General features: G+C 68.0%; 29 protein-coding genes. 14 read left to right on the top strand and 15 right to left on the bottom strand.

Annotation, left to right across the window (positions count from 1 at the left end; all coding sequences use genetic code 11):
* Window positions 1-1,257, bottom strand: coding sequence for a gephyrin-like molybdotransferase Glp (gene glp / locus ACFV2O_RS06950; protein WP_356963844.1), 1,257 nt, complete (start codon window positions 1,255-1,257; stop codon window positions 1-3).
* Between the two features lie 145 nt (window positions 1,258-1,402).
* Window positions 1,403-2,359 (bottom strand): UTP--glucose-1-phosphate uridylyltransferase, encoded by a 957-nt coding sequence (locus tag ACFV2O_RS06945; protein WP_356963843.1) that lies wholly within the window; start codon window positions 2,357-2,359, stop codon window positions 1,403-1,405.
* Between the two features lie 67 nt (window positions 2,360-2,426).
* Between ACFV2O_RS06945 and ACFV2O_RS06940 the strand changes: the two genes are divergently transcribed.
* The 4 genes from ACFV2O_RS06940 to mscL all read left to right on the top strand — a co-directional run bounded on the left by ACFV2O_RS06940 (window position 2,427) and on the right by mscL (window position 4,676).
* Window positions 2,427-3,035 (top strand): 5-formyltetrahydrofolate cyclo-ligase, encoded by a 609-nt coding sequence (locus tag ACFV2O_RS06940; RefSeq protein ID WP_364428823.1) that lies wholly within the window; start codon window positions 2,427-2,429, stop codon window positions 3,033-3,035.
* Between the two features lie 69 nt (window positions 3,036-3,104).
* Complete coding sequence (locus tag ACFV2O_RS06935; protein WP_355074600.1) at window positions 3,105-3,404, top strand: FmdB family zinc ribbon protein; 300 nt, start codon at window positions 3,105-3,107, stop codon at window positions 3,402-3,404.
* Window positions 3,405-3,491: 87 nt separating this feature from the next.
* Window positions 3,492-4,154: an SAF domain-containing protein gene (locus ACFV2O_RS06930; protein ID WP_356963841.1), complete on the top strand. Its 663-nt coding sequence runs from the start codon at window positions 3,492-3,494 to the stop codon at window positions 4,152-4,154.
* A 117-nt stretch (window positions 4,155-4,271) separates the two neighbouring features.
* Window positions 4,272-4,676: a large conductance mechanosensitive channel protein MscL gene (gene mscL / locus ACFV2O_RS06925; protein ID WP_379250767.1), complete on the top strand. Its 405-nt coding sequence runs from the start codon at window positions 4,272-4,274 to the stop codon at window positions 4,674-4,676.
* Between the two features lie 66 nt (window positions 4,677-4,742).
* On the opposite strand, the gene ACFV2O_RS06920 is transcribed toward mscL, so the two are convergent.
* From ACFV2O_RS06920 to ACFV2O_RS06885, 8 genes are all read right to left on the bottom strand, one after another.
* A complete protein-coding gene (locus ACFV2O_RS06920) occupies window positions 4,743-5,414 on the bottom strand; it encodes an MspA family porin (protein ID WP_356963840.1) in 672 nt (223 codons plus the stop codon).
* Between the two features lie 65 nt (window positions 5,415-5,479).
* A complete protein-coding gene (locus ACFV2O_RS06915) occupies window positions 5,480-6,154 on the bottom strand; it encodes an MspA family porin (protein ID WP_379250765.1) in 675 nt (224 codons plus the stop codon).
* Between the two features lie 324 nt (window positions 6,155-6,478).
* On the bottom strand, window positions 6,479-7,150 hold the full coding sequence (locus ACFV2O_RS06910) for an MspA family porin (protein ID WP_364428815.1): 672 nt from the start codon (window positions 7,148-7,150) through the stop codon (window positions 6,479-6,481).
* A 66-nt stretch (window positions 7,151-7,216) separates the two neighbouring features.
* The gene (locus ACFV2O_RS06905; protein WP_355074612.1) at window positions 7,217-7,891 is read right to left on the bottom strand and encodes an MspA family porin; all 675 of its coding nucleotides are present in this window, start codon (window positions 7,889-7,891) and stop codon (window positions 7,217-7,219) included.
* Window positions 7,892-8,584: 693 nt separating this feature from the next.
* The gene (locus ACFV2O_RS06900) at window positions 8,585-9,151 is read right to left on the bottom strand and encodes a MogA/MoaB family molybdenum cofactor biosynthesis protein (protein ID WP_355074614.1); all 567 of its coding nucleotides are present in this window, start codon (window positions 9,149-9,151) and stop codon (window positions 8,585-8,587) included.
* Between the two features lie 29 nt (window positions 9,152-9,180).
* The gene (locus ACFV2O_RS06895) at window positions 9,181-10,551 is read right to left on the bottom strand and encodes a S1C family serine protease (protein ID WP_379250763.1); all 1,371 of its coding nucleotides are present in this window, start codon (window positions 10,549-10,551) and stop codon (window positions 9,181-9,183) included.
* A gap of 247 nt (window positions 10,552-10,798) precedes the next feature.
* Window positions 10,799-12,253 carry an ATP-binding protein gene (locus ACFV2O_RS06890; RefSeq protein WP_379250761.1) on the bottom strand — a complete coding sequence of 485 codons (1,455 nt, stop codon included), beginning with the start codon at window positions 12,251-12,253 and terminating at the stop codon, window positions 10,799-10,801.
* 10 nt (window positions 12,254-12,263) lie between these two features.
* The gene (locus ACFV2O_RS06885; protein WP_355074618.1) at window positions 12,264-12,950 is read right to left on the bottom strand and encodes a response regulator transcription factor; all 687 of its coding nucleotides are present in this window, start codon (window positions 12,948-12,950) and stop codon (window positions 12,264-12,266) included.
* 356 nt (window positions 12,951-13,306) lie between these two features.
* On the opposite strand from ACFV2O_RS06885, the gene ACFV2O_RS06880 reads away from it, so the two are divergent.
* The 6 genes from ACFV2O_RS06880 (at window position 13,307) to ACFV2O_RS06855 (ending at window position 19,529) form a co-directional block, all read left to right on the top strand.
* Window positions 13,307-16,066 (top strand): ATP-binding protein, encoded by a 2,760-nt coding sequence (locus ACFV2O_RS06880; RefSeq protein WP_379250759.1) that lies wholly within the window; start codon window positions 13,307-13,309, stop codon window positions 16,064-16,066.
* Window positions 16,063-16,473: a roadblock/LC7 domain-containing protein gene (locus ACFV2O_RS06875; protein WP_355074622.1), complete on the top strand. Its 411-nt coding sequence runs from the start codon at window positions 16,063-16,065 to the stop codon at window positions 16,471-16,473. The genes ACFV2O_RS06880 and ACFV2O_RS06875 overlap by 4 nt, the downstream gene beginning before the upstream one ends.
* A 7-nt stretch (window positions 16,474-16,480) precedes the next feature.
* Window positions 16,481-16,852, top strand: coding sequence for a DUF742 domain-containing protein (locus ACFV2O_RS06870; RefSeq protein WP_040782732.1), 372 nt, complete (start codon window positions 16,481-16,483; stop codon window positions 16,850-16,852).
* Window positions 16,853-16,952: 100 nt separating this feature from the next.
* Window positions 16,953-17,510, top strand: a complete 558-nt coding sequence (locus tag ACFV2O_RS06865; RefSeq protein ID WP_039801302.1) for an ATP/GTP-binding protein — start codon at window positions 16,953-16,955, stop codon at window positions 17,508-17,510.
* Window positions 17,503-18,312, top strand: coding sequence for an MHYT domain-containing protein (locus ACFV2O_RS06860; protein WP_355074624.1), 810 nt, complete (start codon window positions 17,503-17,505; stop codon window positions 18,310-18,312). Before ACFV2O_RS06865 ends, ACFV2O_RS06860 begins: the two co-directional genes overlap by 8 nt.
* Window positions 18,313-18,431: 119 nt before the next feature.
* Window positions 18,432-19,529: a glycoside hydrolase domain-containing protein gene (locus tag ACFV2O_RS06855; RefSeq protein ID WP_379250756.1), complete on the top strand. Its 1,098-nt coding sequence runs from the start codon at window positions 18,432-18,434 to the stop codon at window positions 19,527-19,529.
* A 423-nt stretch (window positions 19,530-19,952) separates the two neighbouring features.
* Here the strand turns inward: ACFV2O_RS06855 and rpmF are convergent, their stop codons facing one another.
* The 3 genes from rpmF to mrf are packed head-to-tail and all read right to left on the bottom strand — an operon-like array spanning window position 19,953 to window position 21,731.
* The gene (rpmF, locus tag ACFV2O_RS06850; RefSeq protein ID WP_355074628.1) at window positions 19,953-20,126 is read right to left on the bottom strand and encodes a 50S ribosomal protein L32; all 174 of its coding nucleotides are present in this window, start codon (window positions 20,124-20,126) and stop codon (window positions 19,953-19,955) included.
* 1 nt (window position 20,127) lies between these two features.
* A complete protein-coding gene (locus tag ACFV2O_RS06845; RefSeq protein WP_356963833.1) occupies window positions 20,128-20,388 on the bottom strand; it encodes a type B 50S ribosomal protein L31 in 261 nt (86 codons plus the stop codon).
* Complete coding sequence (gene mrf, locus ACFV2O_RS06840; protein ID WP_379250754.1) at window positions 20,385-21,731, bottom strand: ribosome hibernation factor-recruiting GTPase MRF; 1,347 nt, start codon at window positions 21,729-21,731, stop codon at window positions 20,385-20,387. The genes ACFV2O_RS06845 and mrf overlap by 4 nt, the downstream gene beginning before the upstream one ends.
* A 102-nt stretch (window positions 21,732-21,833) precedes the next feature.
* Here mrf and rpmB point away from each other — a divergent pair, with 102 nt between their 5' ends.
* The 4 genes from rpmB to rpsR are packed head-to-tail and all read left to right on the top strand — an operon-like array spanning window position 21,834 to window position 22,847.
* Window positions 21,834-22,070, top strand: coding sequence for a 50S ribosomal protein L28 (gene rpmB, locus ACFV2O_RS06835; RefSeq protein ID WP_379250752.1), 237 nt, complete (start codon window positions 21,834-21,836; stop codon window positions 22,068-22,070).
* A 10-nt stretch (window positions 22,071-22,080) separates the two neighbouring features.
* Entirely contained in the window at window positions 22,081-22,251 is a 171-nt protein-coding gene (gene rpmG, locus ACFV2O_RS06830) for a 50S ribosomal protein L33 (protein WP_327110225.1), read from the top strand.
* Window position 22,252: 1 nt separating this feature from the next.
* Window positions 22,253-22,558 (top strand): 30S ribosomal protein S14, encoded by a 306-nt coding sequence (gene rpsN / locus ACFV2O_RS06825; protein WP_379250749.1) that lies wholly within the window; start codon window positions 22,253-22,255, stop codon window positions 22,556-22,558.
* Window positions 22,559-22,592: 34 nt separating this feature from the next.
* The gene (gene rpsR / locus ACFV2O_RS06820; RefSeq protein ID WP_011211513.1) at window positions 22,593-22,847 is read left to right on the top strand and encodes a 30S ribosomal protein S18; all 255 of its coding nucleotides are present in this window, start codon (window positions 22,593-22,595) and stop codon (window positions 22,845-22,847) included.
* A gap of 76 nt (window positions 22,848-22,923) precedes the next feature.
* Here the strand turns inward: rpsR and ACFV2O_RS06815 are convergent, their stop codons facing one another.
* Both ACFV2O_RS06815 and ACFV2O_RS06810 read right to left on the bottom strand, forming a co-directional pair.
* Window positions 22,924-24,135, bottom strand: coding sequence for an IS30 family transposase (locus tag ACFV2O_RS06815; protein WP_379250852.1), 1,212 nt, complete (start codon window positions 24,133-24,135; stop codon window positions 22,924-22,926).
* A gap of 140 nt (window positions 24,136-24,275) precedes the next feature.
* Entirely contained in the window at window positions 24,276-24,860 is a 585-nt protein-coding gene (locus tag ACFV2O_RS06810; RefSeq protein WP_379250747.1) for a LysM peptidoglycan-binding domain-containing protein, read from the bottom strand.
* Between the last annotated feature and the right edge of the window lie 57 nt (window positions 24,861-24,917).

Raw genomic sequence — 24,917 nt, 5'->3', positions numbered from 1 at the left:
TCAGCCGCGCTGTGCGAGAAAGGCGACCTGGACTTCGTCACCGGTGCGGATGTCGGTGTCGTCCGGGTCTATCACGATCAGGCTGTTCGCTTCGGCGAGCGTGGCGAGCAGGTGCGAGGACGAGTTCCCGTTGCCGAGTGGCTGCACGAGGTATTCGCCGGTGGCTTCGTCCCGCATGAGCTGCGCGCGCAGGTACCCCTTGCGCCCCTCCATGGAACTGATCGGCGTGATGGTTCGCGCGCTGATGATCCGGCGCATGGGATGCCTGCGCCCCAACGCGATTCGGATCAAAGGCCGCACCATCACCTCGAACACCACCAGCGCGCCCACCGGGTTGGAGGGCAGCAGGAACGTCGGCACCTCGTCGCGGCCGAGCCGCCCGAAGCCCTGCACCGAGCCGGGATGCATGGCCACGCGGGTGATTTCGAGCTCGCCGAGGCCTTCCAGCGCCTCTCGGACCTGTTCGGAAGCCCAGCCGCCGACCGCGCCCGCGATGACGACCACCTCGGAGCGCACCAGCTGCCCCTCGACCACGTCGCGCAGCCTGCGCGGATCGGAACTCACGATGCCCACACGGTTGACGTCCGCGCCCGCATCCCGCGCGGCCGCGGCCAGCGCGTAGGAGTTCACGTCGTAGACCTGGCCGGGGCCCGGGGTTCGGTCGATATCGATCAGCTCGCCGCCCACGGAGAGCACCGATAGTCGCGGACGCGGGTGCACCAGCACTTTGTCTTGACCGACCGCGGCGAGCAGCCCGACCTGCGCGGCGCCGATGATGGTTCCCGCACGCACCGCCACATCGCCCGGCTGGACGTCGTCACCGATCCGCCGAACATAGTCGCCGGAGCGCACCGGCTCGTACACCTTGATCCTGGCCCGCCCGCCATCGGTGAAATCCAGCGGGAGCACGGCATCGGCGAGCGTCGGCATCGGCGCGCCGGTGTCCACCCGGACGGTCTGGCGAGGCTGCAAGCGGATCGGCTGACGTGAACCGGCGACCACCTCGCCGACCACCGGAAGGGTCAGGTCGACGAGTTCGCCTTCTTCGTCCCGAATGTCGGCCCCCGCGGAGGCCACGTCCACACTGCGCACGGCATAACCGTCGATGGCCGCCTGGTCGAAGCCCGGCAACGGCCGTTCGGTGACGACGTCCTCGGCACACAGCAGGCCCTGGGCCTCGGAGATCGCGACCCGGACCGGCCGGGGCGCGACCGCCGCGGCGGTCACCTTGATCTGCTGATCCTCAACCGAGCGCATCCAGCCCTTCCTGATCCTCTCCGCACTCCATCCGATCTCGCCCGCACGCGCGATCCCGCCGCGGCGCAAGCGCATTCGCGCGCACCGCGGTGACCATCATTCGTACCCGACGGTCCACTCTCGGCGAAACCCCCGGCCGGGTCCGTCAGTCGTCGGTCGTCAGCTGCGGATCCCAGTCCGGACCGAGGCGGTGCTGCAGCCACTCCCGCAGAGCGGGGCCGTATTCCTCTCGTTCCAGTGCGAAATCGACCGCAGCACGAAGATAACCGCCCGGGTTGCCCAAATCGTGGCGCGACCCACGGTGCACCACCACATGAACCGGATGCCCCTCGGCGATCAACAGTGCGATGGCGTCGGTGAGTTGCAGTTCGCCGCCAGCGCCGGGCTCGATGCGGCGCAGCGCGTCGAAGATCGCGCGATCGAGCAGGTACCGGCCCGCGGCGGCGAACGTCGACGGCGCGTCGGCGAGCGCGGGCTTCTCCACCATGCCCTTGACGCGCAGCACATTCGGGTTCACCGCGTCGGGCACGGGCGCGACGTCGAAGACACCGTAGGCGCTGACCTCGTCCTTGGGGACGTCGATGGCGCACAGCACCGTTCCACCGCGCTTGCGGCGCACCCGGCACATCACATCCAGCACGCCGCGGGGCAGCACGAGGTCGTCGGGCAGCAGGACGGCGATGACGTCCTCGTCGTCGTCGAGGGCCCGCTCGGCCTGGGCCACGGCGTGCCCGAGCCCGAGCGGCTCCTCCTGCACCACCGAGGTGACATCGAGCAGTCCCGGCGCTTTGCGCACCTTCTCCAGCAGCTTGAACTTGCCGCGCTCCTCCAGCGTGCTCTCCAGCACCAGGTCCTCGACGAAGTGCGCGACGACGCCGTCCTTGCCCGGAGACGTGACGATCACCAGCCGCTCCGCGCCTGAACCCGCCGCCTCGGCGGCGACCAACTCGATGCCGGGTGTGTCCACCACAGGAAGAAGTTCCTTGGGCACCGTCTTGGTTGCGGGCAGGAACCGCGTTCCGAGCCCGGCAGCGGGCACCACGGCCGTGCGGAAGCACGACACCACTGCGGCGTCACCGGGCTGTCCGGCCTTTGCTGTCATACGCATACCCTATCCATCCATCACGCCGCCGGATCGGCGTCGCGCCGACCGGTCCCGGGGTGAGCCTATGGTGATCACTGTGAAGATGCCCGGCGAGCGCGACAAACATGCATGGCGCACCGAACTCCTCGCCCGCCGAGCTGTGATACCTGCCACGGAACGCGAAAAGGAAGCGTTCGCCCTGGCCGCAGCGGTCGAAGCGGTCAGCGCTCGCGGGTGGGTCTGCGCGTATGTACCGGTGGCGGGCGAACCGGGATCGACCGCGATGCTGGACGCGCTGCTGGCCGGTGGTGCGCGGGTACTGCTGCCGGTCACCGGGCCACCGGGACCGCTGAGCTGGGCCGAATACACCGGAGCGAGCGCCATGCGCCGCGCCCGCTACGGATTGCTGGAACCCACCGGCGCCGTGCTGCCGCCGGAGACCGTCACCCGCGCCGAACTGATCCTCGTCCCCGCTCTCGCCGTGGACCTGCGCGGCGTGCGGCTCGGCCGCGGCGCCGGTTACTACGACCGCACGCTACCCGCCGCACGGCCGGACGCGCGCCTGGTCGCGGTGGTCCGGGACGACGAACTGGTCGACCGATTGCCGGAGGAACCGCACGACCTGCGCATGGGCTGGGCGCTCACGCCGCGCGGTGGCTTGCGCCGGCTGGGCGACGATTACCCTGGGGAATGAAACACCGATTGGCGGTGTTGGCACTGTCGGCTGTAGAGTGCCAGATCGACGAACACCGCGGAGGATCCTGTGCCTACTTACTCGTATGCGTGCACCCAGTGTGACAACCGCTTCGACATCGTTCAGTCGTTCACGGACGAAGCGCTGACCGTGTGCTCGGAGTGCTCCGGGAAGCTGCGCAAGCTGTTCAACTCGGTCGGCATCGTCTTCAAGGGCAGCGGCTTCTACCGCACCGACAGCCGTGGTGGCTCCTCCACCGCCAGCGAGCCCGCCAAGTCCGACAGCAGCTCGAGTTCCTCTTCCACTTCTTCCGACTCCGGCTCGTCGAGCGGGTCGACCGCGTCCACCAGCACGGCCGTAGCCAGCTGATTCGGCGGTTTTCCACAGCCGGTCACCTATCCACAGCCCACCTTGATCCTGGCCGGGCGAGCGCACGTCCGGCCATAGGATCCGGCCATGACTCGCGCACTCGCCGATCTCGGCCGCGGCTGGAATGTCTCCGGGTGGCAGCGCCCGCCCTGGGCCGACGCCGTCCTCGCCCGACGATTGCTGGCCGCCGTTCTCGCCGCGCTCGCGGCGTTCCTCTTCCTTCGTGGTGATCCCGGCGCCGAACGCACCACGGTGCTCGTCGCGGGCCGGGACCTCGCGCCAGGACGACTTCTCGAGGCAGATGATCTGCGCGCCGTCCCGCGCGAGGCGGGCACGCTACCGGCGGGCGCGGTCACCGATCCCGGCGCGCTCGTCGGCGCGACGCTGACCGGCGCCATGCGCCGAGGCGAGGTATTCACCGACCTGCGCGTCGTCGGCCCGCGCTTGGCCGCGGCGGCGGCCGGTTCCCGCGAGGCGCGGATCGTGCCCGTCCGCCTCGCCGATACGGCGGTCGCCGACATCTTGCGCGCGGGCGATCGCGTCGACGTGATCGGCGCCGAAGACGCGGGTGGGCCCGGCGCCCGTCCCGCCCGCACGCTCGCCACCGATGCCGCCGTAGTGCTCGTCTCAGGCGCCGGCGCGGGGAGGGGAGCCGCCGAACGCGTGGTCTTGGTCGCGATGGACGCCGAGCACGCCACCGCCGTCGCGGGCGCGTCCCTGCGCACCGCACTCACCGTCGTCTTCCACTGACCCGCCGATCATGCTTCGCCGAATATTCGCCGATGGCTCATTAGCATCGGGCCTACCGGCGCGCGGGTACCGCCGAGCAGGACTGCCCAGCTCCACGGAAAAGAGGAGACACCGGCCATGCTCAAAGAGTTCAGAGATTTTCTGTTCCGCGGGAATGTGATCGACCTGGCGGTCGCCGTGGTCATCGGTACGGCGTTCGTCGCGATCATCACCGCGATCAGCAACGGAATCATCAATCCGCTGCTCGCCGTCATCGGCGGCCCCGGCGATATCGGCCTCGGTTTCCGGTTGGCGGCCGACAAGCCGGCGACCTTTGTCCAGGTCGGTCCCATCATCACGGCCGTGATCAATTTCCTGATCATCGCCGCGGTGCTGTTCTTCGTGCTGGTGCTGCCCGCCGCGCGATTGAAGAAGCGCTTCCGGCCCGACGACACCACACTCACCGATTCCGAGGTGCTGATCCAGATTCGCGACCTGCTCGCCGAAGGCCAGACCAGCTCGGGCGGGCGGCACGAATTCTGAGTTCCACTGTGCCGCATGCGAAACGGGCCCGTCGGCGACGGGCCCGTTCGTATGAGTATCCCGCGCTCAGCCGAGGCTGAAAGGCTGTCCCCACAACGTCACCCACGTGATGACATTGTCGGTCTCGACCTCGACGCTGACAAAGGCCCGCGCCTGGGCATAGCCCCCGCAGCCGTTCAAGCCGATGGTCTCATCAGCCCACGTCACCGAACCACTCGTGCCCTTGAAGGCATTACGGGTCTTGTGCGTCTCGTTACCGAAATCGTCGGCCTGCTCCAAATCGAGCACATAGAACGACTTCGCCTGACCCGGACCCAACGACAAGTTGCCGCCGGAGTTGGCACCCACGCCACCGGTGACATTCTGGCCGTCGCTCCAGTCCAGATTGCCATCCACACCACCGGTGGCACCGCCACCGGCGATATTCACCTGGCAGCCCACGGTGTAACCCGGGAAGATCTTGCCCCCGGCCGTACCCGACAGGTCCACTTGCGCGCTACCGGACACCCATGCGTTGCGGTGCAAGGGTGTCGCGCCCATGGACGGGCTGATGTTGGCCGACTCGCCGACCAGACGGATGGTCACAACGGTGCCATCGGACAGCGTCTTGGTCAGCTCCCCACCCGGCAGCGGAACGAAGGTGTCGGCATTCGCCGCACCCGTCGAGAGCAGGCCTACCGCGATGGCCGCGGACGCGCACAGCCCGGCCGCGCGTGCCGACATTTTACGATCGAACATGACGGTGATTCCCCTAAAGATTCGAGTTCGCTTCAGCGAAAAGAGATTGATGGATCCGACCCGCGTCAGCCGATGCTGAACGGCATCCCGTAGAGGGTGGTCTTCGAGTAGTGATCGCCGATGATCTCGACGACCGTGTACGAACGCGCCTGCGCGTAACCCGCGCAGCCCTGGATCTGGATCTCGGCATCCTGGTACTCCACCGCATACACACCGGGCTTCAGGATGTCCTTGTAATCGATCTGAACGAACTTCACTTCGCCGGGACCGAGGTTGACGCCGATCGAACCACCGGCGCTCGCGCCGCTGAGGTTCACGCTGCCCGACACACCGGCGGAGATCGCGTCGTCGGCGATGCTGACCTGGCAGCCGACGACGTAACCGGTGCTCAACTGCGAGGCACCGTGAGTGGACGAATTATTCGTTCCCGGATTCCCGGTCGGACCGTTGTTCGGCCCGATCGTTCCTTCAGGGGTGACGGCTACATCGGCGATAGCGTTCCCCGAAACCCACACGACACGGCCGGCACCGTTCGCGGCAAGGGATGGGGAGATCAGGGCGCGCTCACCGGTGCGAGCGATGTTCACGCCAGGTCCTGCCTTGTGACCGTCCGGCAACGGCACGAAGGTATCGGCATTGGCAGCGCCGGTCGACAACAGACCGGTAGCTACGGCCGCCACGGCGGCGGCGCCCGCGACGCGGACGCCTCGAGACAGACCGTTGATGCGGTACTTGCTCATGTTTTTCCTCATCAGGTTGCATCCGCCCGCCCCAGGGTGTCGAGGCGGGACGTGTCCCTCCAAAGCCGACGGCACGCAGTGGAATGTGTTGTCCACCAGACGTTCCGCCGGCCCATCGCGTCATCGAGCGATCTCGGACGAAACAATGCTATTCGGTATCAACCAGACTTTTCCGGAAATTCAGGCAATTCGTCTCGCGAAGTAACGGATCCGACTAGGATCGCGCAGCCCTTGCGGCACATTCGAATTCATGACGAAATGGACCCGCCGCGCTGCGAGGGGTCCATTTCATCTGTCGCTATGGGTTTTTCACCCGCCGTTCACTCAGCCGAGGCTGAAAGGCTGTCCCCATAACGTCACCCACGTGATGACATTGTCGGTCTCGACCTCGACGCTGACAAAGGCCCGCGCCTGGGCATAGCCCCCGCAGCCGTTGAGACCGATGGTCTCATCAGCCCACGTCACCGAACCACTCGTGCCCTTGAAGGCATTACGGGTCTTGTGCGTCTCGTTACCGAAATCGTCGGCCTGCTCCAGGTCCAAGACGTAGAACGACTTCGCCTGGCCGGGGCCGAGCGAGAGGTTGCCGCCGGAGTTGGCACCCACGCCACCGGTGACGTTCTGGCCGTCGCTCCAATCGACATTGCCGTCCACACCACCGGTCGCACCGCCACCGGCGATATTCACCTGGCAGCCCACGGTGTAACCCGGGAAGATCTTGCCCCCGGCCGCACCGGAGAGCTCGACCTGCGCGCTGCCCGAGACCCATGCGTTGCGGTGCAACGGCGTCGCACCCATGGACGGGCTGATGTTGGCCGATTCGCCGACCAGACGGATGGTCACAACGGTGCCATCGGACAGCGTCTTGGTCAGCTCCCCACCCGGCAGCGGAACGAAGGTGTCGGCATTCGCCGCACCGGTGGAGAACAGGCCCATGGCGATGGTGGCAGCGGCGCCGAGGCCGGCCATCCGCGCCAGGTTCTTACGGTTGATCATGGTTTGATATCCCTCGAGGGTTGAGTCCGCTTCAGCGGGAAGATGGTTCGTTGGATTCGACAGACGTCAGCCGATGCTGAACGGCATCCCGTAGAGGGTGGTCTTCGAGTAGTGATCGCCGATGATCTCGACGACCGTGTACGAACGCGCCTGCGCGTAACCCGCGCAGCCCTGAATCTGGATCTCGGCATCCTGGTATTCGACGGAGTAGACACCGGCCTTGAGGATGTCCTTGTAGTCGATCTGAACGAACTTCACTTCGCCGGGACCGAGGTTGACGCCGATCGAACCACCGGCGCTCGCGCCGCTGAGGTTCACGCTGCCCGACACACCGGCGGAGATCGCGTCGTCGGCGATGCTGACCTGGCAGCCGACGATGTAACCGGTGCTCAACTGCGACGAACCATGCGTCGAGGAGTTGTTGGTTCCGGGGTTGCCCGTCGGACCGTTGTTGGGGCCGACGGTGCCTTCCGGCGTCTCGGCGACATCGGCGACGGCGTTGCCCGACACCCAGACCACCCGGCCTGCGCCGTTGGCGGCCAGCGACGGCGAAATCAGGGCCCGCTCTCCGTTCCGGGTGATCGTCACGCCGGGCCCTACCTTCTGGCCGTCCGGCAACGGCACGAAGGTATCGGCATTGGCGGCACCGGTCGAAAGCAGGCCCATGGCAACAGCCGCGGCAGCGCCTACGCCCGCGACGCGGGCACCGCGGCGCAGACCTTTGGTGCGGTTCTCGCTCATACTTCCCCTCATCAGGTTCAAACAGTCAACCTCGACCATCGAGGCTGGACAGTGGTCCTCTCAGGCCCAGCTCAGTGTGTCGCCCCTTTGTTGCCGATGTGTAACCGGTTGTTATTTCGGCGCAACGGGCAGGGAGGCAACGGAACCGAGCCGGGTTCCGCCGAGTGGGCTTTCACGCGTGCCGGCACCCACGACTGCGGGTCCCATTGTGAATGGCTCGATGGGAGATTAAACGGTTCGTAACGACCGCCGCAACGAAAAGTTTCGTAAAGTTCAAGGTGACCCGCATCACACTTGCGCACATCCGAATATGGCTTGACGTGCATAAATACCGGTTCGCTACAGCAGGTTCAGGTGAGAAAACCGAGATGGCGGCACAGAAGGGCCAGCGTACGGATACGGGACACGACCGTAAGGATCTCGTCCGGATTACTTCCGGTCAGAAATGATCACTGGCGTGTTTCGAAGCCGGGGAAAGGACTACGTAGCTACTACGTAGATAACGGACTCAGCCGTGATGTGGGGGAACCTGGGCGCGCAGCCAGTCGTCAGCGGACCGGACGTCGTCGCGTTCGTCGCGCTCGTCGGCGGTGGTGTCGGGCAGCGCGTCGCCGAAGACCTTCGCCAAGCGCGCGGCATCCCTCGCCCGGCGCGCCGCCGGGCGAGGGTGCTCAGAAGGCGTGGGGGCGGTGATTACTCGACCAATCCGGAGAGTTCACCGATCACCCGGCTGGCGAGCGGGCCGAGCGTCGCCATGCCGTCGCGAACGGCGGAACGGGTGCCGGGCAGGTTGACCACCAAGGTGCTTCCGGACACGCCTGCCACACCGCGGGAGAGGCCCGCGTCCAGCGAGCCCGCCACCCGGCCGGAGGAACGAAGGGCTTCGCTGATCCCCGGCAACTCGCGGTCGAGCACCTGCGAGGTGGCCTCCGGCGTCACGTCGCGCGGGGACATGCCCGTACCGCCGACGGAGATCACCAGATCGACGCCGCCGATCACCGCCGTGTTGAGCGCGTTGCGGATCTCGACCTCGTCGGCCTGCACCGACACCGACGCGTCCACGAGGAAACCCGCTTCGGTGAGCAGCTCGGTGACCAGCGGGCCGAGCGAGTCAACACCTCCATGCGCCGTCCGATCGTCCACGACCACCACCAGAGCACGCCCCGCCACAGGAGCATCGATTTCCATGGTGCTCACCGTAGCGCCTGCGTCCAGCAACTCGGCGGCCGCACCGAGAACGTCGGCGTCCACATCGATCATCGGCCCAGGCCCGCCGGGCACCGCGCGCATCACCGGCCGCCGTCCGCGGGCGCGCCGGAGAGGGTCACCTCGACGGTCTTGGCATTGTTGCCTTGATCATCGGTGTAGGTGACTTTCACCTTGTCTCCCGGTTGGTGCGAGCGCACCGCGGCGACGAGCGCGTTCCCGGAATCGATCGGGCGGTCGTCGACCTTCGTCACGACCGCCCCCGGCGGGATACCCGCGCGCGCGGCGGGGCCGTCCGCCGTGACGTCGCGAACCTTCGCCCCGGAAACCTGCTGTGCCGGGTCCTGCTGCCGCGACACCGTGATCCCGATCTGCGCGTAGGTGGCCTTGCCGGTCTTGATCAGTTCGTCGGCCACCCGGCGCGCCTGATCGACGGGGATCGCGAACCCGAGTCCGATCGATCCGGTCTGGCCGCCCGCTGTCTCGGCGGGCCCGAGCGTCGCGATGGCGGTGTTGATGCCGATCAGCTTGCCGCTGCCGTCCACCAGCGCGCCACCCGAGTTGCCCGGGTTGATCGCGGCATCGGTCTGGATCGCGTCGATCACCGGGCTGACCGCGGCGCCCGCCTCGCTTCCGTCGCCGGTGGTCACGACGGGCCGGTTCAGCGCCGACACGATGCCCGTGGTGACCGTGCCCGCAAGGCCGAGCGGCGACCCGATCGCGACGACCGGCTGGCCGACTTGCAGATTCGCCGAGCCACCCAGCTCGATGGGAGTGAGGCCGGTCTTCCCGGATACCTTGATGACGGCCAGGTCGGAAACCGGATCGGCGCCGACCAGCGTGGCGGGCGCGCTGCTGCCGTCGGAGAACACGACCTCCATCTTGGCGCTGGGCCCGCCGCCCGCGGCGACGTGGTTGTTGGTCAGGATCAGGCCGTCGGAGGACAGGATCACCCCGGAGCCCTCCCCCTCGGCCTTACTGCTGGCCACCTTGATCATCACGACGCTGGGCAGCACCTTCTGCGCGACCGCCTGGGTGGAACCGGCCGGAGCGTTCACGGCGTTGCTCACGTTCGGCTTCGGAGCGTCCAGCGCGTTGGTCACCGGTGCCCGACCGTCGTCGCCGTGCGTGACCAGCGCACCGACCGCACCGCCGATACCGCCGCTGACCAGCGCGAGCGCGACCGCGCCCGCGGCGAGGCCCGCGCGGAACGGACGCCGGGCCGGTGCGGGCGGTGTGCCGTAGGGGCCGTGCGGTTGCGTGGCGTCGGCCGGTGGACCGAAGGACGCCGGATACCCGGGGAACGGCGCGGCCGGATGGTGCTGCGGAGGGAACTGCGCGGTGGGATGCTGCGCTGCCTGCGGGCCGTAACCGGGGGCGTGCGCCTCCCCCGGCCCGAACGCGCTCGCGTCCGGCGCACCCGGCTCCCGGCGATCCTTCGAATCCTCGGTCATGGACTCCTCGTTTCTGCTCACGTCTCGTCCAGGTTGGCCGCGGGGACTGAGAGCGGACTGAGACCGCGCTTTCAGTTTTCCGAGAGCTGCCAAGGAGCCGGTGCGAAATAGAATCACCAGCAACTTGATGTCTCAAATCCTGCCGCAAACCAATCGGAGCATTGTCCGAAATACCTCACCGACGACGAATATTCCGCACAGAACTCGAGATTGTGTCGGAAATGGAGTTCCGCCGCTCGCTATTGCGTCAATCGGATACCGGCGCGCCCGGCTCGCCGGGCAACACGATGCGAACGACGGCGCCGCCGCGTTGCGAGGTATCAATGGCGATCGTACCGCCGTGTTTCGTCACCACCTGTTTGACGATCGCCAGGCCGAGGCCCGAGCCCGGCATCGATCGCGACGACATGACCCGATAGAAACGCTCGAACACCAGCTCGCGTTCCGCCGCCGGAATACCGGGACCGGCGTCGTCGATGGACAGTTCCAGCAACCCCGGGCCGCTCTCCCGCATCAGAATGCGCACCTGCGCGCCCGCCGGGCTCCACTTGGCCGCGTTGTCGAGCACGTTCAGCACCGCACGCTCCAAGCCCGCCTCGTGCCCGTAGACGAACCAGGGCCGTAGGTCGGCGATGAACTCGATGCCGGTGCGGCGACGGCGGGCGCGCTCGAGCGCGCGTTCCACGACCTCGCCCAGATCCACGCGCTCGTAGACGGTCTCCGGCGCGTCCTCCCGCGCGAGATCGACCAGGTCGCCCACGAGCGTGGACAACTCCTCGATCTGCGCCATCACGTCGGCGCGCAGTCCGGCCATGTCCTCGTCCGGGATGCGCGGAGCGCCGGGACGGCTCGACGCGATGAGCAGTTCCATGTTGGTCCGCAGGGACGTCAGCGGCGTGCGCAGCTCGTGCCCGGCGTCGGCGACGAGCCTGCGCTGCCGGTCGCGCGACTCCGTGAGTGCGCGCAGCATCGTGTTGAAACTCTCTGTGAGCCTTGCCAGTTCGTCGTCACCGGTCACCGGGATCGGGGTCAGGTCGTCGGTCCGGGCGATGCGCTCGGTGGCCGCCGTCAGCCGCGCGATGGGCCGCAGGCCCGTGCGGCCGACCGCCGTGCCCGCCGCGGCGGCCAGTATGACGCCGCAGCCGCCGACCACGAACAACAGCCAGGCGAGCCGGTCGAGCACCTCCCTCGTGCGGTCCAGGCGCTGGGAGATGACCAGCGTCGCACCGGAGTTGGTGTAGACCGCGAGCACGCGCTGATCGCCGTCGGTGCGCAGCGACGAACTGCGTTCCCCGCGGGCCACGGCCACCTCCTGCGGCCCCACCGGCGGATCGGTGGACTGCGGCGGCAGCCAGCGCCGTAGATCGGGATAGATCAGCGCGATGCCGGTGTCGTCGTAGAAGGCGGCGGCGACCATCAGATTCAGGTTGTTGAACCCGTACGGGTTGCTGGCGATCACCGCCGTGGACCGGCTGCGCAACTGGGCGTCCACGTCGGCGTACAACGCGCGCGCCACCAGCGCGTACGCCGCGATCGAGGTGACCGCCACCGCGATCGCCACCACGGAGGCGGCCAGCAGCGTCACCCGCCACCGCAGGGAGACCGACCGCGTCAACGGCATGGGCGGCCGCATGTCCACGGGCTCGGACGGACGCTGGCCGAGTGCGGCGACGGCGGGACGCTTGGGAGGTGTTCGTGCCATGACCGAGGACCTACGGCGGCGTTTCACGCAGCACATAGCCGACGCCGCGCACCGTGTGGATCAGCCGCGGCTCGCCCTCGGCCTCGGTTTTGCGGCGCAGATAACCGATGTAGACCTCGAGCGCGTTTCCCGAGGTCGGGAAATCGTAGCCCCAGACTTCCTCGAGAATGCGGCTACGGGTGAGCACGCGGCGCGGGTTCGCCATCAGCATTTCCAGCAGTGAGAACTCGGTACGAGTGAGACTGATCTGCCTGGCGCCGCGGGACACCTCGCGGGTCACCGGATCCAGCGACAGGTCGGCGAACTTCATCGCCTCCGACGCGTCCCCTGGGCCCGCGGCCGTGCGCCGCAACAGCGCGCGCAGCCTGGCCAGCAGTTCCTCCAGCGCGAACGGCTTCGGCAAATAGTCGTCCGCCCCGGCATCGAGCCCGGCGACCCGCTCCGATACCGAATCCCGCGCGGTGAGAACCAGTATCGGCAAATCATCGCCCGTGCTCCGGAGACGGCGGCAGACCTCGAGCCCGTCCAGCCGGGGCATCATCACGTCCAGGACGAGCGCGTCGGGTCGCTGGACAGTTGCCTTCTCCAGCGCGTCCACACCGTCCACCGCGAGATCGACGGAGTAGCCGTTGAAGGTGAGCGACCGGCGCAGCGATTCCCGGACCGCCCGATCGTCATCGACCACCAGAATGCGCATGCCACCAGTTTGACCGCACCGACTGAGAGGTAACTGAGAGGGCGCTCCCGACACGCCGTGGTGAGCAGCCACGACACGCCACGGCGCGTCGCCCCCGTCAACCGGGGGTGACCAGGGTCTTCCACGGCCCCGCGGAGAAGTTGACGCGTCCCTTACGCATTCCACCGCGAAACTCGTTCTCTATAGCCATATTCGGTAATTTGCGCGGCGGCTCCCCCGGATTGCCGATGACCACTCTGCACGGTATGTTCCGTGCGGTAAAAAGAAGACCTCTAGTTGGTTCTTTGCGGGTTGAATCAATACCGAACAGCCACGCGCGCCCGAGGTCACTGGTGAAGCGGAGGCGACGGAAGCGGATGGAAGCTGCACCGCGGTCCTGGCAATTCAGCCTGTCGAACTGGTCGGTCACCCGCAAGGTTGGCGTGGTGCTGGTGCTTCCGGTGCTGCTGGCGACGGTCTTCGCCGTGCTCCGAATCAACAACGAGCTGCGTACCATGTCGCAGTTGGACGCGGCGACCGAACAAGCCATCATCATCCGGCCGATCGTCAAGTTCGGTTCGGCCACCGAGCAACTCGGCGTCACCGCGACCGCCACCTGGGGCAACGCCGCGGACCCGCAGACCGACGCCGCGCTGACGAAGTTCGACCAGGCACTGGCCGAGCTGGAAGCCGCCTTGCAGACCACCAAGGTCAGCGGCCGGGTCACCTCCGAACTCGCCTCGGCCATCGCCACCGGCACCACGATGCGCAACAGCCTGCGCAACGGCTCGCCCGCCATGGTCGGCGAGCAGTCCGACGAGATCATGGTCCGCATCGGCAACGCGCTCGCGCTCTCGCCGTCAGTGGACGACCTGGTCATCCAACGGTACTTCCTGCAGCTGGCTTCGGTGCAGACCGCGCGGCGCGTGCTCACCCAGCAGCGCATGCTGATCGGCTCGCCGGACGCGGGCCGCAACCCGAGCGTGCGGCCCCGCGTGCTGGTCGCCGCGGGCGCCGAGATCACGATGATCTACCAGTACGCGCAGATCCTGCCGGACTACGCGGGCAACATGCGCCCGCTGCTCGACGCGGTGCAGACGCGTCTCGGCACCTTCAGCCAGAACGCCGCCGATCCGGCGACCAATCCCGCCGTCATCGATTCGCTGCTGATCAGCTCGGACACCTATGAGAAGACCACCGCGCAGCTGATCGACACCATCGACAGCGCCTTGGCCGCGCGCACCACCGAAGCGCAAGCCGGTGCGCTGCGCGAGACGACGATCGTCATCGGCATGCTGCTCGCGGGTCTCGCCCTGGCGCTCTCGGTCGCTCGTACCCTGGTCGTCCCGGTCCGCCGCCTGCGGCGGGACGCGCTCGAGGTCGCGCACATCAAGCTGCCCGACGAACTCGCCGTGGTCCGCGCGGGCGGCACCACGCCCGAGATCACCCCGGTCGCGGTGCACTCCACCGACGAGATCGGCCAGCTGGCCCGCGCCGTGGACGAGATCCACGAGCAGGCGCTCAACCTCGCCGCCGACCAGGCCCGTCTGCGCCTGCAGATCGGGAACATGTTCGAGACCCTCTCGCGCCGCAGCCAATCGCTGGTCGAGCAGCAGCTGGCGCTGATCGAGGACCTCGAGCACGACGAGGACGACACCGACCGGTTGCAGAGCCTGTTCCGCCTCGACCACCTGGCCACCCGCATGCGCCGTAACGGCGACAACCTGCTGGTGCTCGCCGGTACCGCCTTGCGCCGCGGCCAGCTGCACCCGGTGCCGCTGTCGGACATGCTGTGGAGCGCGGTTTCCCAGGTGGAGGACTACCAGCGCGTCGAGATCGGCGCAGTGCCCGACGGCATCGTCGCGGGCGAGCCGGCCGTCGACATCGAGCACCTGCTCGCCGAGTTGATCGACAACGCGCTGCGATACTCCCCGCCGACCACGCCGGTCACCGTGATGGTTTCGCGCGCGGTGGACGGCGGCTACCTGATCGAGATCACCGACCGCGGACTCGGCATGTCCCTGGAAGACCTGCAGACGACCAACGACCGGCTCGCCTCCGGTGGTGAGGTCACCGTCGAGACCGCGCGCCGCATGGGCCTGTTCGTCGTGGGCCGCCTGGCCAAGCGGCACACCATCACGGTCAGCCTGCGCCGCACGTCCACGATGGCGCAGCAGCCCGGCATCACCGCAAGCGTGCACCTACCCGGCGCGCTGGTCGCGCCGCCGATGGACGTCACCGATCCGGCGGGCAAGCCGCTCGATATCACCGCCGAGCACCAGCTGCCCTCCCTGGTCACGCCGCCCACCGGCGCGCAGCCGCGCAACCTGGTTCCGGTGCCGAGCCTGCCACAGCGCGACACCGCGCGTTTCGGCGTGACGAGTTCCGGCCTGCCGCAGCGCCGTCCGGCCATCCGCGTCGCCGACACTCCCGACCAGCCCACGGTCTCCACGCCGGTCGGGCGAGCGGTCAACCCGGCGGATCAGCCCGCCACCCAGCCGTGGCCGGTGCTCACGCCGCGCGCGGACGACCGCACACCCACCGGTCCGTTCGCCGCGGTGACGCCCACCGCGGGAGAGCACGCCGTCGAGCAGCACCCCACCCGCACCGATCTGTGGACCGAGGTCAAGGACGACGAGCCGACGACCGGTCCCACACCCACCGTGCCGAGCCAGCCGCCCGCGCCGCAGACCACCGCCCGCTCCGGTCTGCCCATCCGGAAGCCGGCGGCGCCCGTCGAGCCACCGCAGGAGGCGGCGCCGGAACCCGCGACGGTGACTTCCTCCCGGTTGCAGCCGGTCGCGGGCGCCTCCCCGACCCCTATCTATCAACGCATGGTCTCGGAATGGCTGGTCGAGCCCTCGACCTCGCAATCGCCGGAAAGCTCGTGGTCCTCGCCTGGTGACGCGGGCTGGCTGGCCGCCGAGGATGCCAGCCATCCGACCACCACCGCGCGCACTGTCGGCGGGCTGCCGATTCGCAGGCCGGGCGCCCAGTTGGTGCCCGGCGGCCTGGCGCCCGCGGACGACGCGGGCCCGCGCGATCCGGAAGAAATCCGCAACAATTTGACCAGGCATCTCAGTGGGGTCCGCAGCGGGCGGGCCAATGCGCAGTACAACGACGGAGGGCTTGCATGACCAACGCGAAAAACAGCACCACGGACGAGAATCTGAACTGGCTGGTCGCCCGCTTCACCCGCGATGTGCCCGGCGTGTCCCATGCGGTGCTCGTATCGGCGGACGGCTTGTTGCAGGCCACCAGTCCGCACCTGCCCAGCGACCGTGCCGAACAGCTCTCCGCCGTCACGGCCGGACTCGCCAGCCTTTCCATGGGCGCGGCGTCGCTGTTCGACGGCGGCAAGGTGATGCAGTCCATCGTGGAGATGCAGCGCGGCTACCTGCTCGTGATGAGCGTCGGAAACGGCTCGCATCTGGCCGTGCTGGCGAACAAGACGCACGACATCGGCCGGATCGGCTACGAGATGGCACTGCTGGTCGATCGGGTGGGCTCGGTGGTCACCGCCACCGCGCGCACCGCTGTCTGAGCGTGAGATGTCCAACCCATACGGTCCCGGACCACGACCCACCACGCGCGTCCGGCCTTACGCCCTGACCTCGGGGCGCACCGAACCCGCGATCGACCTGCCGTTGGAGGCGGTCATCGAAACCTTGTCGTACACTGCACATCTCGACTGGCCGACCGGCGACATCCGTACCGAGATACTGCGACTCGGCACACATCGGTTGTCGGTCGCGGAGATCGCGGCACATCTGGACCGGCCGCTCGGCATGGTCCGTGTGGTGATCGGCGACCTGGTCGTCGACGGCACCATGCGCGTGCATTCGACCCTGACCGAAGAGGCGAGCTATGACGAGCGCCGTTCCCTGATGGAAAGGACATTGCGTGGACTCCGCGCCCTATAGGAATCCGGGGCCCAGTGGACACCCCGGGCCAAGTGGAAATCTCGGATCGGGCAACGCCCCCGGCCCGGATGGCTTCGAGAACCGGGTCGCCTCGACGAAGATCGTCGTCGCGGGTGGCTTCGGCGCGGGTAAGACCACGTTCGTCGGCGCGGTCTCGGAAATCGTTCCGCTGCGCACCGAGGCGATGGTGACCCGCTACTCCGACGGCATCGATGATCTCGCCGAGACGCCGGAGAAGGAGACCACCACGGTCGCCATGGATTTCGGCCGGATCATCCTGCCCGGCAACCTGGTGCTCTACCTGTTCGGCACGCCCGGCCAGCGGCGGTTCTGGTTCATGTGGGACGACCTGATCCGCGGCGCGATCGGCGCCGTGGTGCTGATCGACACCAGGCGGCTGGAGGACAGCTTCGCCGCGGTCGACTTCTTCGAGGCGCGCAAGCTGCCGTTCCTGATCGCGGTCAACCGCTTCCCCGACGCACCGCGTTTCCCCATCGCGGAACTGCGCGAGGCGCTCTCGGTGCGCGAGGGCGTCCCGATCGTGGACATCGACGCGCGCAACGCGATCGAGGTGCGCCAGGCGCTCGCCGCGGTCACCGAGTACGCGATCGCCCAGCTGAAGGCCAGCGAACTGGAAGGAACGGCCCGCCATGCGTGAGGTCGCGGTGCTGGCCGCGGGTAGTGCCGCCACCACGTCCGTCGACCAGTTCGCGCTCGGCTATTGGCTGGTCGGGCTGTCGGTGGGCATTTCCGTCCTCGGCGCGGTGGTCGGCCTCGCCTGCATCGTGCACGGCGCGCGCTCGGTCCAGTTCCGGCTGGTGTGGTTGGTTTCGGCGGCGATATCACTAGGCGGCGTCGGTGCGTGGCTGGCCACCTCGGTGGCCATGCTGGGCCTGAAAGTGCCCGGCAGCGCGATGCGTTACGACCCGGGCAGGCTGGTCGCGGCGCTGGTGGTGTCCATCGTGGCCGTCTTCGCGGCACTGCTGATCATCGGGCGCACGCCCCGGCTCGCGCTGCTGCTGCCCGGCGGCTTGGTACTTGGCCTCGGCATCGGCGTCACGCACTACCTGGGCATCGGCTCACTGGAGATCCAGGGTTCGGTGGGCGTGACGACCTGGCTGGCCGTCGTCTCCGCCGTGATCGGGGTGATCACCGCGACGGCGACGTTGTGGCTGTTCCAGACCTTGCGCTTCCCGATGGCCCGCGCCGCGACGGTGCTGCTGTTCGGCGTCGGCGTGGCCGCCACCTACTACACAGCGGTGGCCGCGTTGCATTTCGACGTCAATCGGTCGGCGAAGGTGCCCGACGGCGTGGAGCTGTTCGACTTCGTGTTCCCGATGTTCGTCATCGGCTTGCTCGCGCTGACCGTGCCGATCTCCGCGGTGCTGATCGCACCGGATCGCCGCGAGTTGGCCGCGCCACCGAAGCCGCGCAGGCCGAAGCTGGAGCCAGCCCGCTGATCCGGTTTCGCGGCGCGATTCGGGGCGGATCGACCGTTTTCCGCTGACCGATCCCCGTGGGCGGGCTGGATTCGGCGATGCCACGGATTCACTCGCCCGGCCCACTTACAGTGGAAGCCATGCGTTTCGGTCTCGATTACGCCGCGGGTCGTCCAGGGGGCGCGGCGATTCGGGCGGCGGGGTACGACTTCGTGGTGCGGTATCTGTCCGACGGCGGCCCGAGCCTGCCCGGCAAGCTGCTCACTCCGTCCGAAGCGAACGACCTGCGGGCGCACGGTATCTCGCTCGTCTCGAACTGGGAGACCACGGCCGCGCGGATGCTGGACGGCTACGGCGCGGGCATCGTCGACGCGCGTGCGGCCCTCGCCCAGGTGCTGCGCTGCGGCGGCCGGGTGGACCGGCCGATCTATTTCTCCGCGGATTTCGACGCGACGCAACAGGACCAGTTGCGCGTCAACGCCTATCTGGACGGTGCCGCGACCGTGCTCGGCCGCGCGAACGTCGGTATCTACGGCGGGTATTGGGCGGTCAGCCGCGCACTGGACGCCGGGTACGCGACCTGGGCGTGGCAGACCGACGCCTGGTCCGGCACGAACGTGGAGACCAGGCGTGCCATTCATCAGACGCGCCGCCAGGTGACGGTCGGCGGCGTGCGCTGTGACGTGAACGAGGCCGAGACGATCGATTTCGGCCAGTGGGATTTCGTGGAACAGGAGGAGCCGGACGTGACGCCGGAACAAGAGGCAGTGCTGCGCGACATCCAGATTCAGCTGCGCGGACCCGACTTGTCCGGCTGGCCGCAGCTGGGCGCCGACGCGGACGGCCGGAATCGGACGCTGGTGGACGGACTGGCCGCGGCGCTGACCCGAATAGCCGCGCTGGAGCGCGAATCCGTCGAGTTGCGAACGCAAGTAGGCGAATTGCGTACCGAGATCAGCGAACTGGAGGCGACGACGGCCGAGCTGACCGAGCAGGTGGAGCGCTGGAACGGACGACACTGGCCGTGGCCGCTGTCGCTGATCGAGGGTCCCGCGGCGCTTGTCGGTGAACAGCTGGCCCGCCTCGAGGCGCTGCTGCCGGACTTTCCCGGCCTGCCCGGGCACGACGGCGAGCGGCGCGCACCGGGCGGCGACGCCGGGCCTACGGCGTTGACCTCGCAAGACCGAACCCACACCGGCGCGATCAACGAACGCGCGCGGCTCGGTGAGCGGGATTGACGGGGCGAGCGAAACCGGCTGAACGGCCCCGAAATTGGCGATGAGCGGGTTCTCTTGGAAACCAAGAGAACCCGCCCTCGACGACGAGGGTACCGGTATCGGGCTGCGCGCGCATCATTTTCGGCGAACTTTTCCTCGGCCGAAAACCGACCGACAGTCCGGGATTCCGCGTATGGCTATCCAGCCGCAATCACTTCCGGCGCAATAGTGCGACGTGATGCGGGCCACATTGATAGCTAGAAGATAGCTATACTGCCGATAACCGACCGGAAATTTTTTTCCGAAGGGCACCGACGTGCCCGTTTCCGGACAGTAGACCAGTATCCGGCCCGTTCGAGGCGAGGTCGGCATCGGTCGAGCAATCGGCCGTCGCTCGCGGCCTCGGGCGGGGAAGCTCCTACGATCTCCGTGCGGGCCTAACGCTCAGAGTTTCTCGACGTCGATCAAACCGCGCCGCACGGCCGCGACCAACCTGCGCGGCACCCGACGCACGACGCCTCCGACGGTCACCGCCACCAGATCCACCGGTGCGGCCTTCCAGTTCGACCGGCGGCTACGGGTGTTCGACCGCGACATCTTCCGCTTCGGCACCGCCATCTCAGGCCTCCTTCCGCACGCGCTTGCCGTATTTGCGTTCGAACTTCTCCACCCGCCCCTGGGCGTCCAGCACGCGGTGCGCACCGGTCCAGAACGGGTGCGAATCGGCGGTGACGTCCACCGTCAGCAACGGATAGGTGTTGCCGTCGGCCCACTCCACGGTGCGCGTACCGGTTGCCGTGGACCGGGTGAGAAACCGCTTGCCGGTGCTCACGTCCTCGAAGACCACCGGGTGGTAGTCCGGATGGATACCCTTCTTCATTTCGCCTCTCCTTTCGGGGTTTTCAGGTCCTGCGCGGGGTGCTCCGCCTCCCCGTCACTCGCGCACGGATCGGCGTGCCACTCGCCGAACGGGTCCTCCCACCGGGCGACCCGCTCCGGCGCGCGCTCGACCAGGCGCAGTTCGTCGTCCTCCACCAGCGCCCAGTGCAGCGCCTCCCGGATCTGTGCCGGATCGGCGTCGTGGACCAGGATCGACAGCGAGACGTCCCGGTCGCCGAATCGCTCGTCCCAGCGCAGGGCGGCCATCGCGAGACGCTCCGGGTCCTCCTCGGCCCGTTCCGCTTCCGGCATCGCGGCCAGCCAGCGCCCCGCACCGCCCACCCGCAGGCCACCGCCGGCGGATTCGAGCCACACCACCTCGTCGGGCTGGGTGGCCAGCCACAGGCGGCCGCGCGCGGTCACGACGCCGTCGAACAATACGTCGAGCGCCTCGTGCAGGCGGGCGGGATGGAACGGCCGCGCCGCGGCGAACTCCACGAGTTCGACGCCGTAGTCACTGGTCAAGGGCGGCCGGCCACGCAGAAGCGGTGCATGCGCGTCGAAGACCCGCCCCCGGCGCGAATCGGCGGGGACGCGCACGAGCAGCGTTTCGACCAGCGCGGGCGTGACGGAACCCGGCTCGTCCACCCAGGCGATCGGCGCGCCGGGAACCAGCCTGGCCAGGACCGCGGCGAGCTTGCCTCGCTCGACCGCCGCGTCGACGAGCAGCGCTCCGTCCGCGGCGGCGCCGAGGACGAGGACGGCATCGGCGAAATCGACCTGCCCCACCGCGACCTGCGCCACCGTCCGGTCGTCCTCGGCGGCCGCGAGACCGCGTTCGGCGAGCGTCTCGTCACCGGTCGCGTCGGCGAGCCAGACGCCGGCGTCCAGGCAGGTCAGGACCGCGTCCACCCGGACGTCGCGCCCGGCCGGGCCGTCGATGCGACCGTGCACGCCGGTGACCACTACCTGCTCGATGGCTCGGCACACCGCCTCGGCCTCGAACGCGGGGTCGAGCGCGAGCACGATGCGATCCACCGACTGCCGCTTAGAAAGGGTGCACAGCAGCGGAAGCAGATCCATCCGCAGGGTGCAGGAGACACAGCCGTGCGCGAGTTCGAGCACGGCCGAGGTCTCCTGCGTCGCGGTGCGCACCGTGCGACGCACGACGCCCTCCCGCAGCTGGGTCAGATCGTGGCGGACCACGACGGTGCCCGCGGCCGCACCCAGCACCGCGGCCGCGCGATCCACGCCCGCCGCGGCGAGTCCGGCGAAACCGGCGAGCACCAGCACGGGCGTTCTGCGGTCGGAGCCGGATGGGACCAGGGTGGAATCCGCAGCCACCGGGAACCCCTTTCAGTAATGATTTTCATTTGCTGTACGGCAACGGTACATTGTCGAGCAGCCGTTGTCGAAAATGATTATCAACTACTGGAGGGAGTCCGGATGTCAGCCCACTGCCAGGTCACCGGGCGCAAGCCCGGATTCGGCAAGTCCGTGTCGCACTCGCACAAGCGGACCAGCCGCCGCTGGAACCCGAACGTCCAGCGCAAGACCTACTACCTGCCCAGCGAAGACCGGCGCATCACGCTGACCGTCTCCGCCAAGGGCATCAAGACCATCGATCGGGACGGGATCGAGGCCGTGGTGGCGCGGCTCCGGGCCCGTGGCGACAAGATCTGAGGAGCGACCCATGGCGTCGAAATCGACCGACATCCGCCCGATCGTCAAGCTGAAGTCCACGGCGGGCACCGGGTACACCTACGTGACCCGCAAGAATCGCCGCAACGACCCGGACCGCCTCGTGCTGCGCAAATACGATCCAGTGGTGCGCCGACACGTCGACTTCCGTGAGGAGCGCTGAGATGGCGAAGAAGTCGAAGATAGCGCGCGATCAGCAGCGCAGGACGATCGTGGCGCGCTACGCGGGACGCCGCGCCGAACTGAAGGAGCTCATCCGGAAGCCGGGCACACCGGAGGCCGAACGCGCGGCTGCCCAGGCCGAACTGCGGCGGCAGCCGCGCGACGCCAGTCCGGTACGATTGCGCAATCGGGACGCCGCCGACGGACGACCGCGCGGTCACCTCCGGAAGTTCGGACTCTCCCGTGTGCGTGTGCGCGAGATGGCCCACCGGGGCGAGTTGCCCGGTGTGCACAAATCGAGCTGGTAGACAACCACTGATCTCGTGAGAAGGAACTCGTCATATGGCAGTCAAGCGAGCACCGTCGAAGAAGGTTCGCGCAGAGCAGGCCCGCCGTCCGAAGAAGAACCCGCTCATCGCCGCCGGCATCGAGACGGTCGACTACAAAGACGTGAACCTGCTGCGTACGTTCATCTCCGATCGCGGCAAGATCCGCAGCCGCCGGGTCACCGGGCTCACCCCGCAGCAGCAGCGCCAGGTCGCCGTCGCGGTGAAGAACGCCCGTGAGATGGCGCTGCTGCCGTTCACCAGCCGCTGAACGCACTCCGCGACACGAGCGAACCGGAAAGACCCCCGATGCGCGGCGGATTCCAAGGGTCGTTGCAACACCGCTGCTAGTTGGTGGTGGACAAGAGCATAGCCAGGCGCTCGGCTGGGGTATCCCAGCCGAGCGTTTTGCGTGGACGGCCGTTGAGTTCTGCCGCGACGGCGTGGAGGTGTTCGCGGTTGTGGACCGACAGGTCGGTGCCCTTCGGAAAGTACTGGCGCAACAAACCGTTGGTGTTCTCGTTGGAGCCACGTTGCCAAGGTGAGTGTGGGTCACAGAAGTAGACGGGGATATCGGCGGCCAGCGAGAACTGATGGTGTAGCCCCATCTCGGCACCTTGATCCCAGGTGAGTGAACGTTTGAGGTGAGCTGGCAGCTCGCGCATGGTCTCGATGAGAGCATCACGGACAGTGACCGCTTCCCGGTTGCCGGGCAAGTGCACGAGCATGACATAACGGGTTGCGCGTTCGACCAGGGTACCGATGGCAGACCCCTGGTCCTTACCGATGATCAGGTCGCCTTCCCAATGGCCGGGCACTGCCCGGTCGGCGGCCTCGGGGGGACGCTCACTGATCATCACCATCGGTGCCGCGAATCGCGGCGCCCGCTGATCAGGTGCGCGGCGCGGCCGGCGCAGCGCCCGGCCGGTACGCAGCGCCCGGGTCAGCTCGCGGCGAAGTTCGCCGCGACCCTGAACGTAGAGCGCCTGGTAGATCGTCTCGTGAGTCACATGCATCTCCGGGCGGTCCGGGAACCGCAACCGCAGCTTCCTGCTGATCTGCTCCGGGCTCCACCTGAGGGTCAACCAATGCTGCACTATCTCGCGCAATTGCTGATTCTGCCCGATCTTGCCCGGTTTCGGCCGCGGGCGCCGCGCCTTGGCGCGGGCATGTGCGGCATGTGGCCGGTAGGCAGCGGACTCAGGATGGCTGTTGCGACGAATCTCCCGGCTGATCGTGGACGGGCTGCGGCCCAACTCGGCAGCGATCGCCCGAACGCTCGCCTTCTCCCTCAACCGATCGGCGATCCGAATCCGCTCCTCTTCACCCAGGTATCGCGACGATCCACCGGCCTCGATCGCCCTGGCGCATCGATCGGACGAGGCCACGACCCCAGCCTCATGGGCTGGCAATCGTGGCCCCTTCTTACGTCCGACCGGACGCCCATACCTCCACTCACGCCCGGTCCGCTCGTTCACACCGACCACGGCGCAAGCCTGCCGATTGCTGAAACCCTGCTGCACCAAAGCAAGGTACAAAGCACGTTCCTCGGCAAGCATCCTCGGCCCCTGCGGCTTCCGGCTCGTACGGATCTCGAAGCCCATCGCATCCCCGCATCGTTCGGGGTGTTGCAACGACCGCTAGAACCCACGCGCGAGCACCGGGGGTCTTTGTCGTCGTCGCTACCGAACCGGCCGGGTCACGGGATGGTCAGGACCTGGCCGGGGTTGATCGCGTCCGGGTTCGGGATGCCACTGGCGTCCGCGATCTCCTGGTAGCGGTTGCCGTCGCCGTAGAAACGCTCGGCGATGGCCCACAGGGTGTCGCCCGGCTCGACGGTGTAGGTGCGCGGCTCCGGCGCGGGCGGCGGAGGCGGCACCTCCTCGGCGGCGGGAGCCGCGACCTGCTCTTGCACCGGTTCCGCTTCCGGCTCCGGGGCGGGCAGCGGAGTGTCGGTGTCGGTTCCGGAAGCCCACAGCGCGCTGCCGTCCGTGCCGTACAGCACGACATTGCGATCCGCTTGCACGACCAGCCGATCGGCGGCCTGGTCGTTGGTCTCCGTCGCCCAGACCGCGCCGTCGCTCTTGTAGAGGACGAAGTTGCCGTCGTGCTGCAGCACGGCCCGCTCCACGCCTTGGTCGTGCGTCTGGGTGGCCCACACGACATTCCCGCCCGGCTCGGACAGCACTAGATTGCCGTCGTCCTGGAGGGTGAGGGTGTAAGCCCCGCCCTGGAGGGACTGCCCTCGCCCGAGTTCTTCGCCTACGCGCAGCGTGTCGACCACGATACTTCCTTTCCGGAAAAAGCTGGTAGAGCATCCGACATGATGAGCGCCGCAACG

The sequence above is a fragment of the Nocardia sp. NPDC059691 genome (assembly GCF_042733915.1).
Lineage (GTDB): Bacteria > Actinomycetota > Actinomycetes > Mycobacteriales > Mycobacteriaceae > Nocardia > Nocardia sichangensis.
The sequence above is the reverse complement of the archived record's forward strand: the minus strand, read 5'-3'. Positions and strand labels throughout refer to the sequence as shown.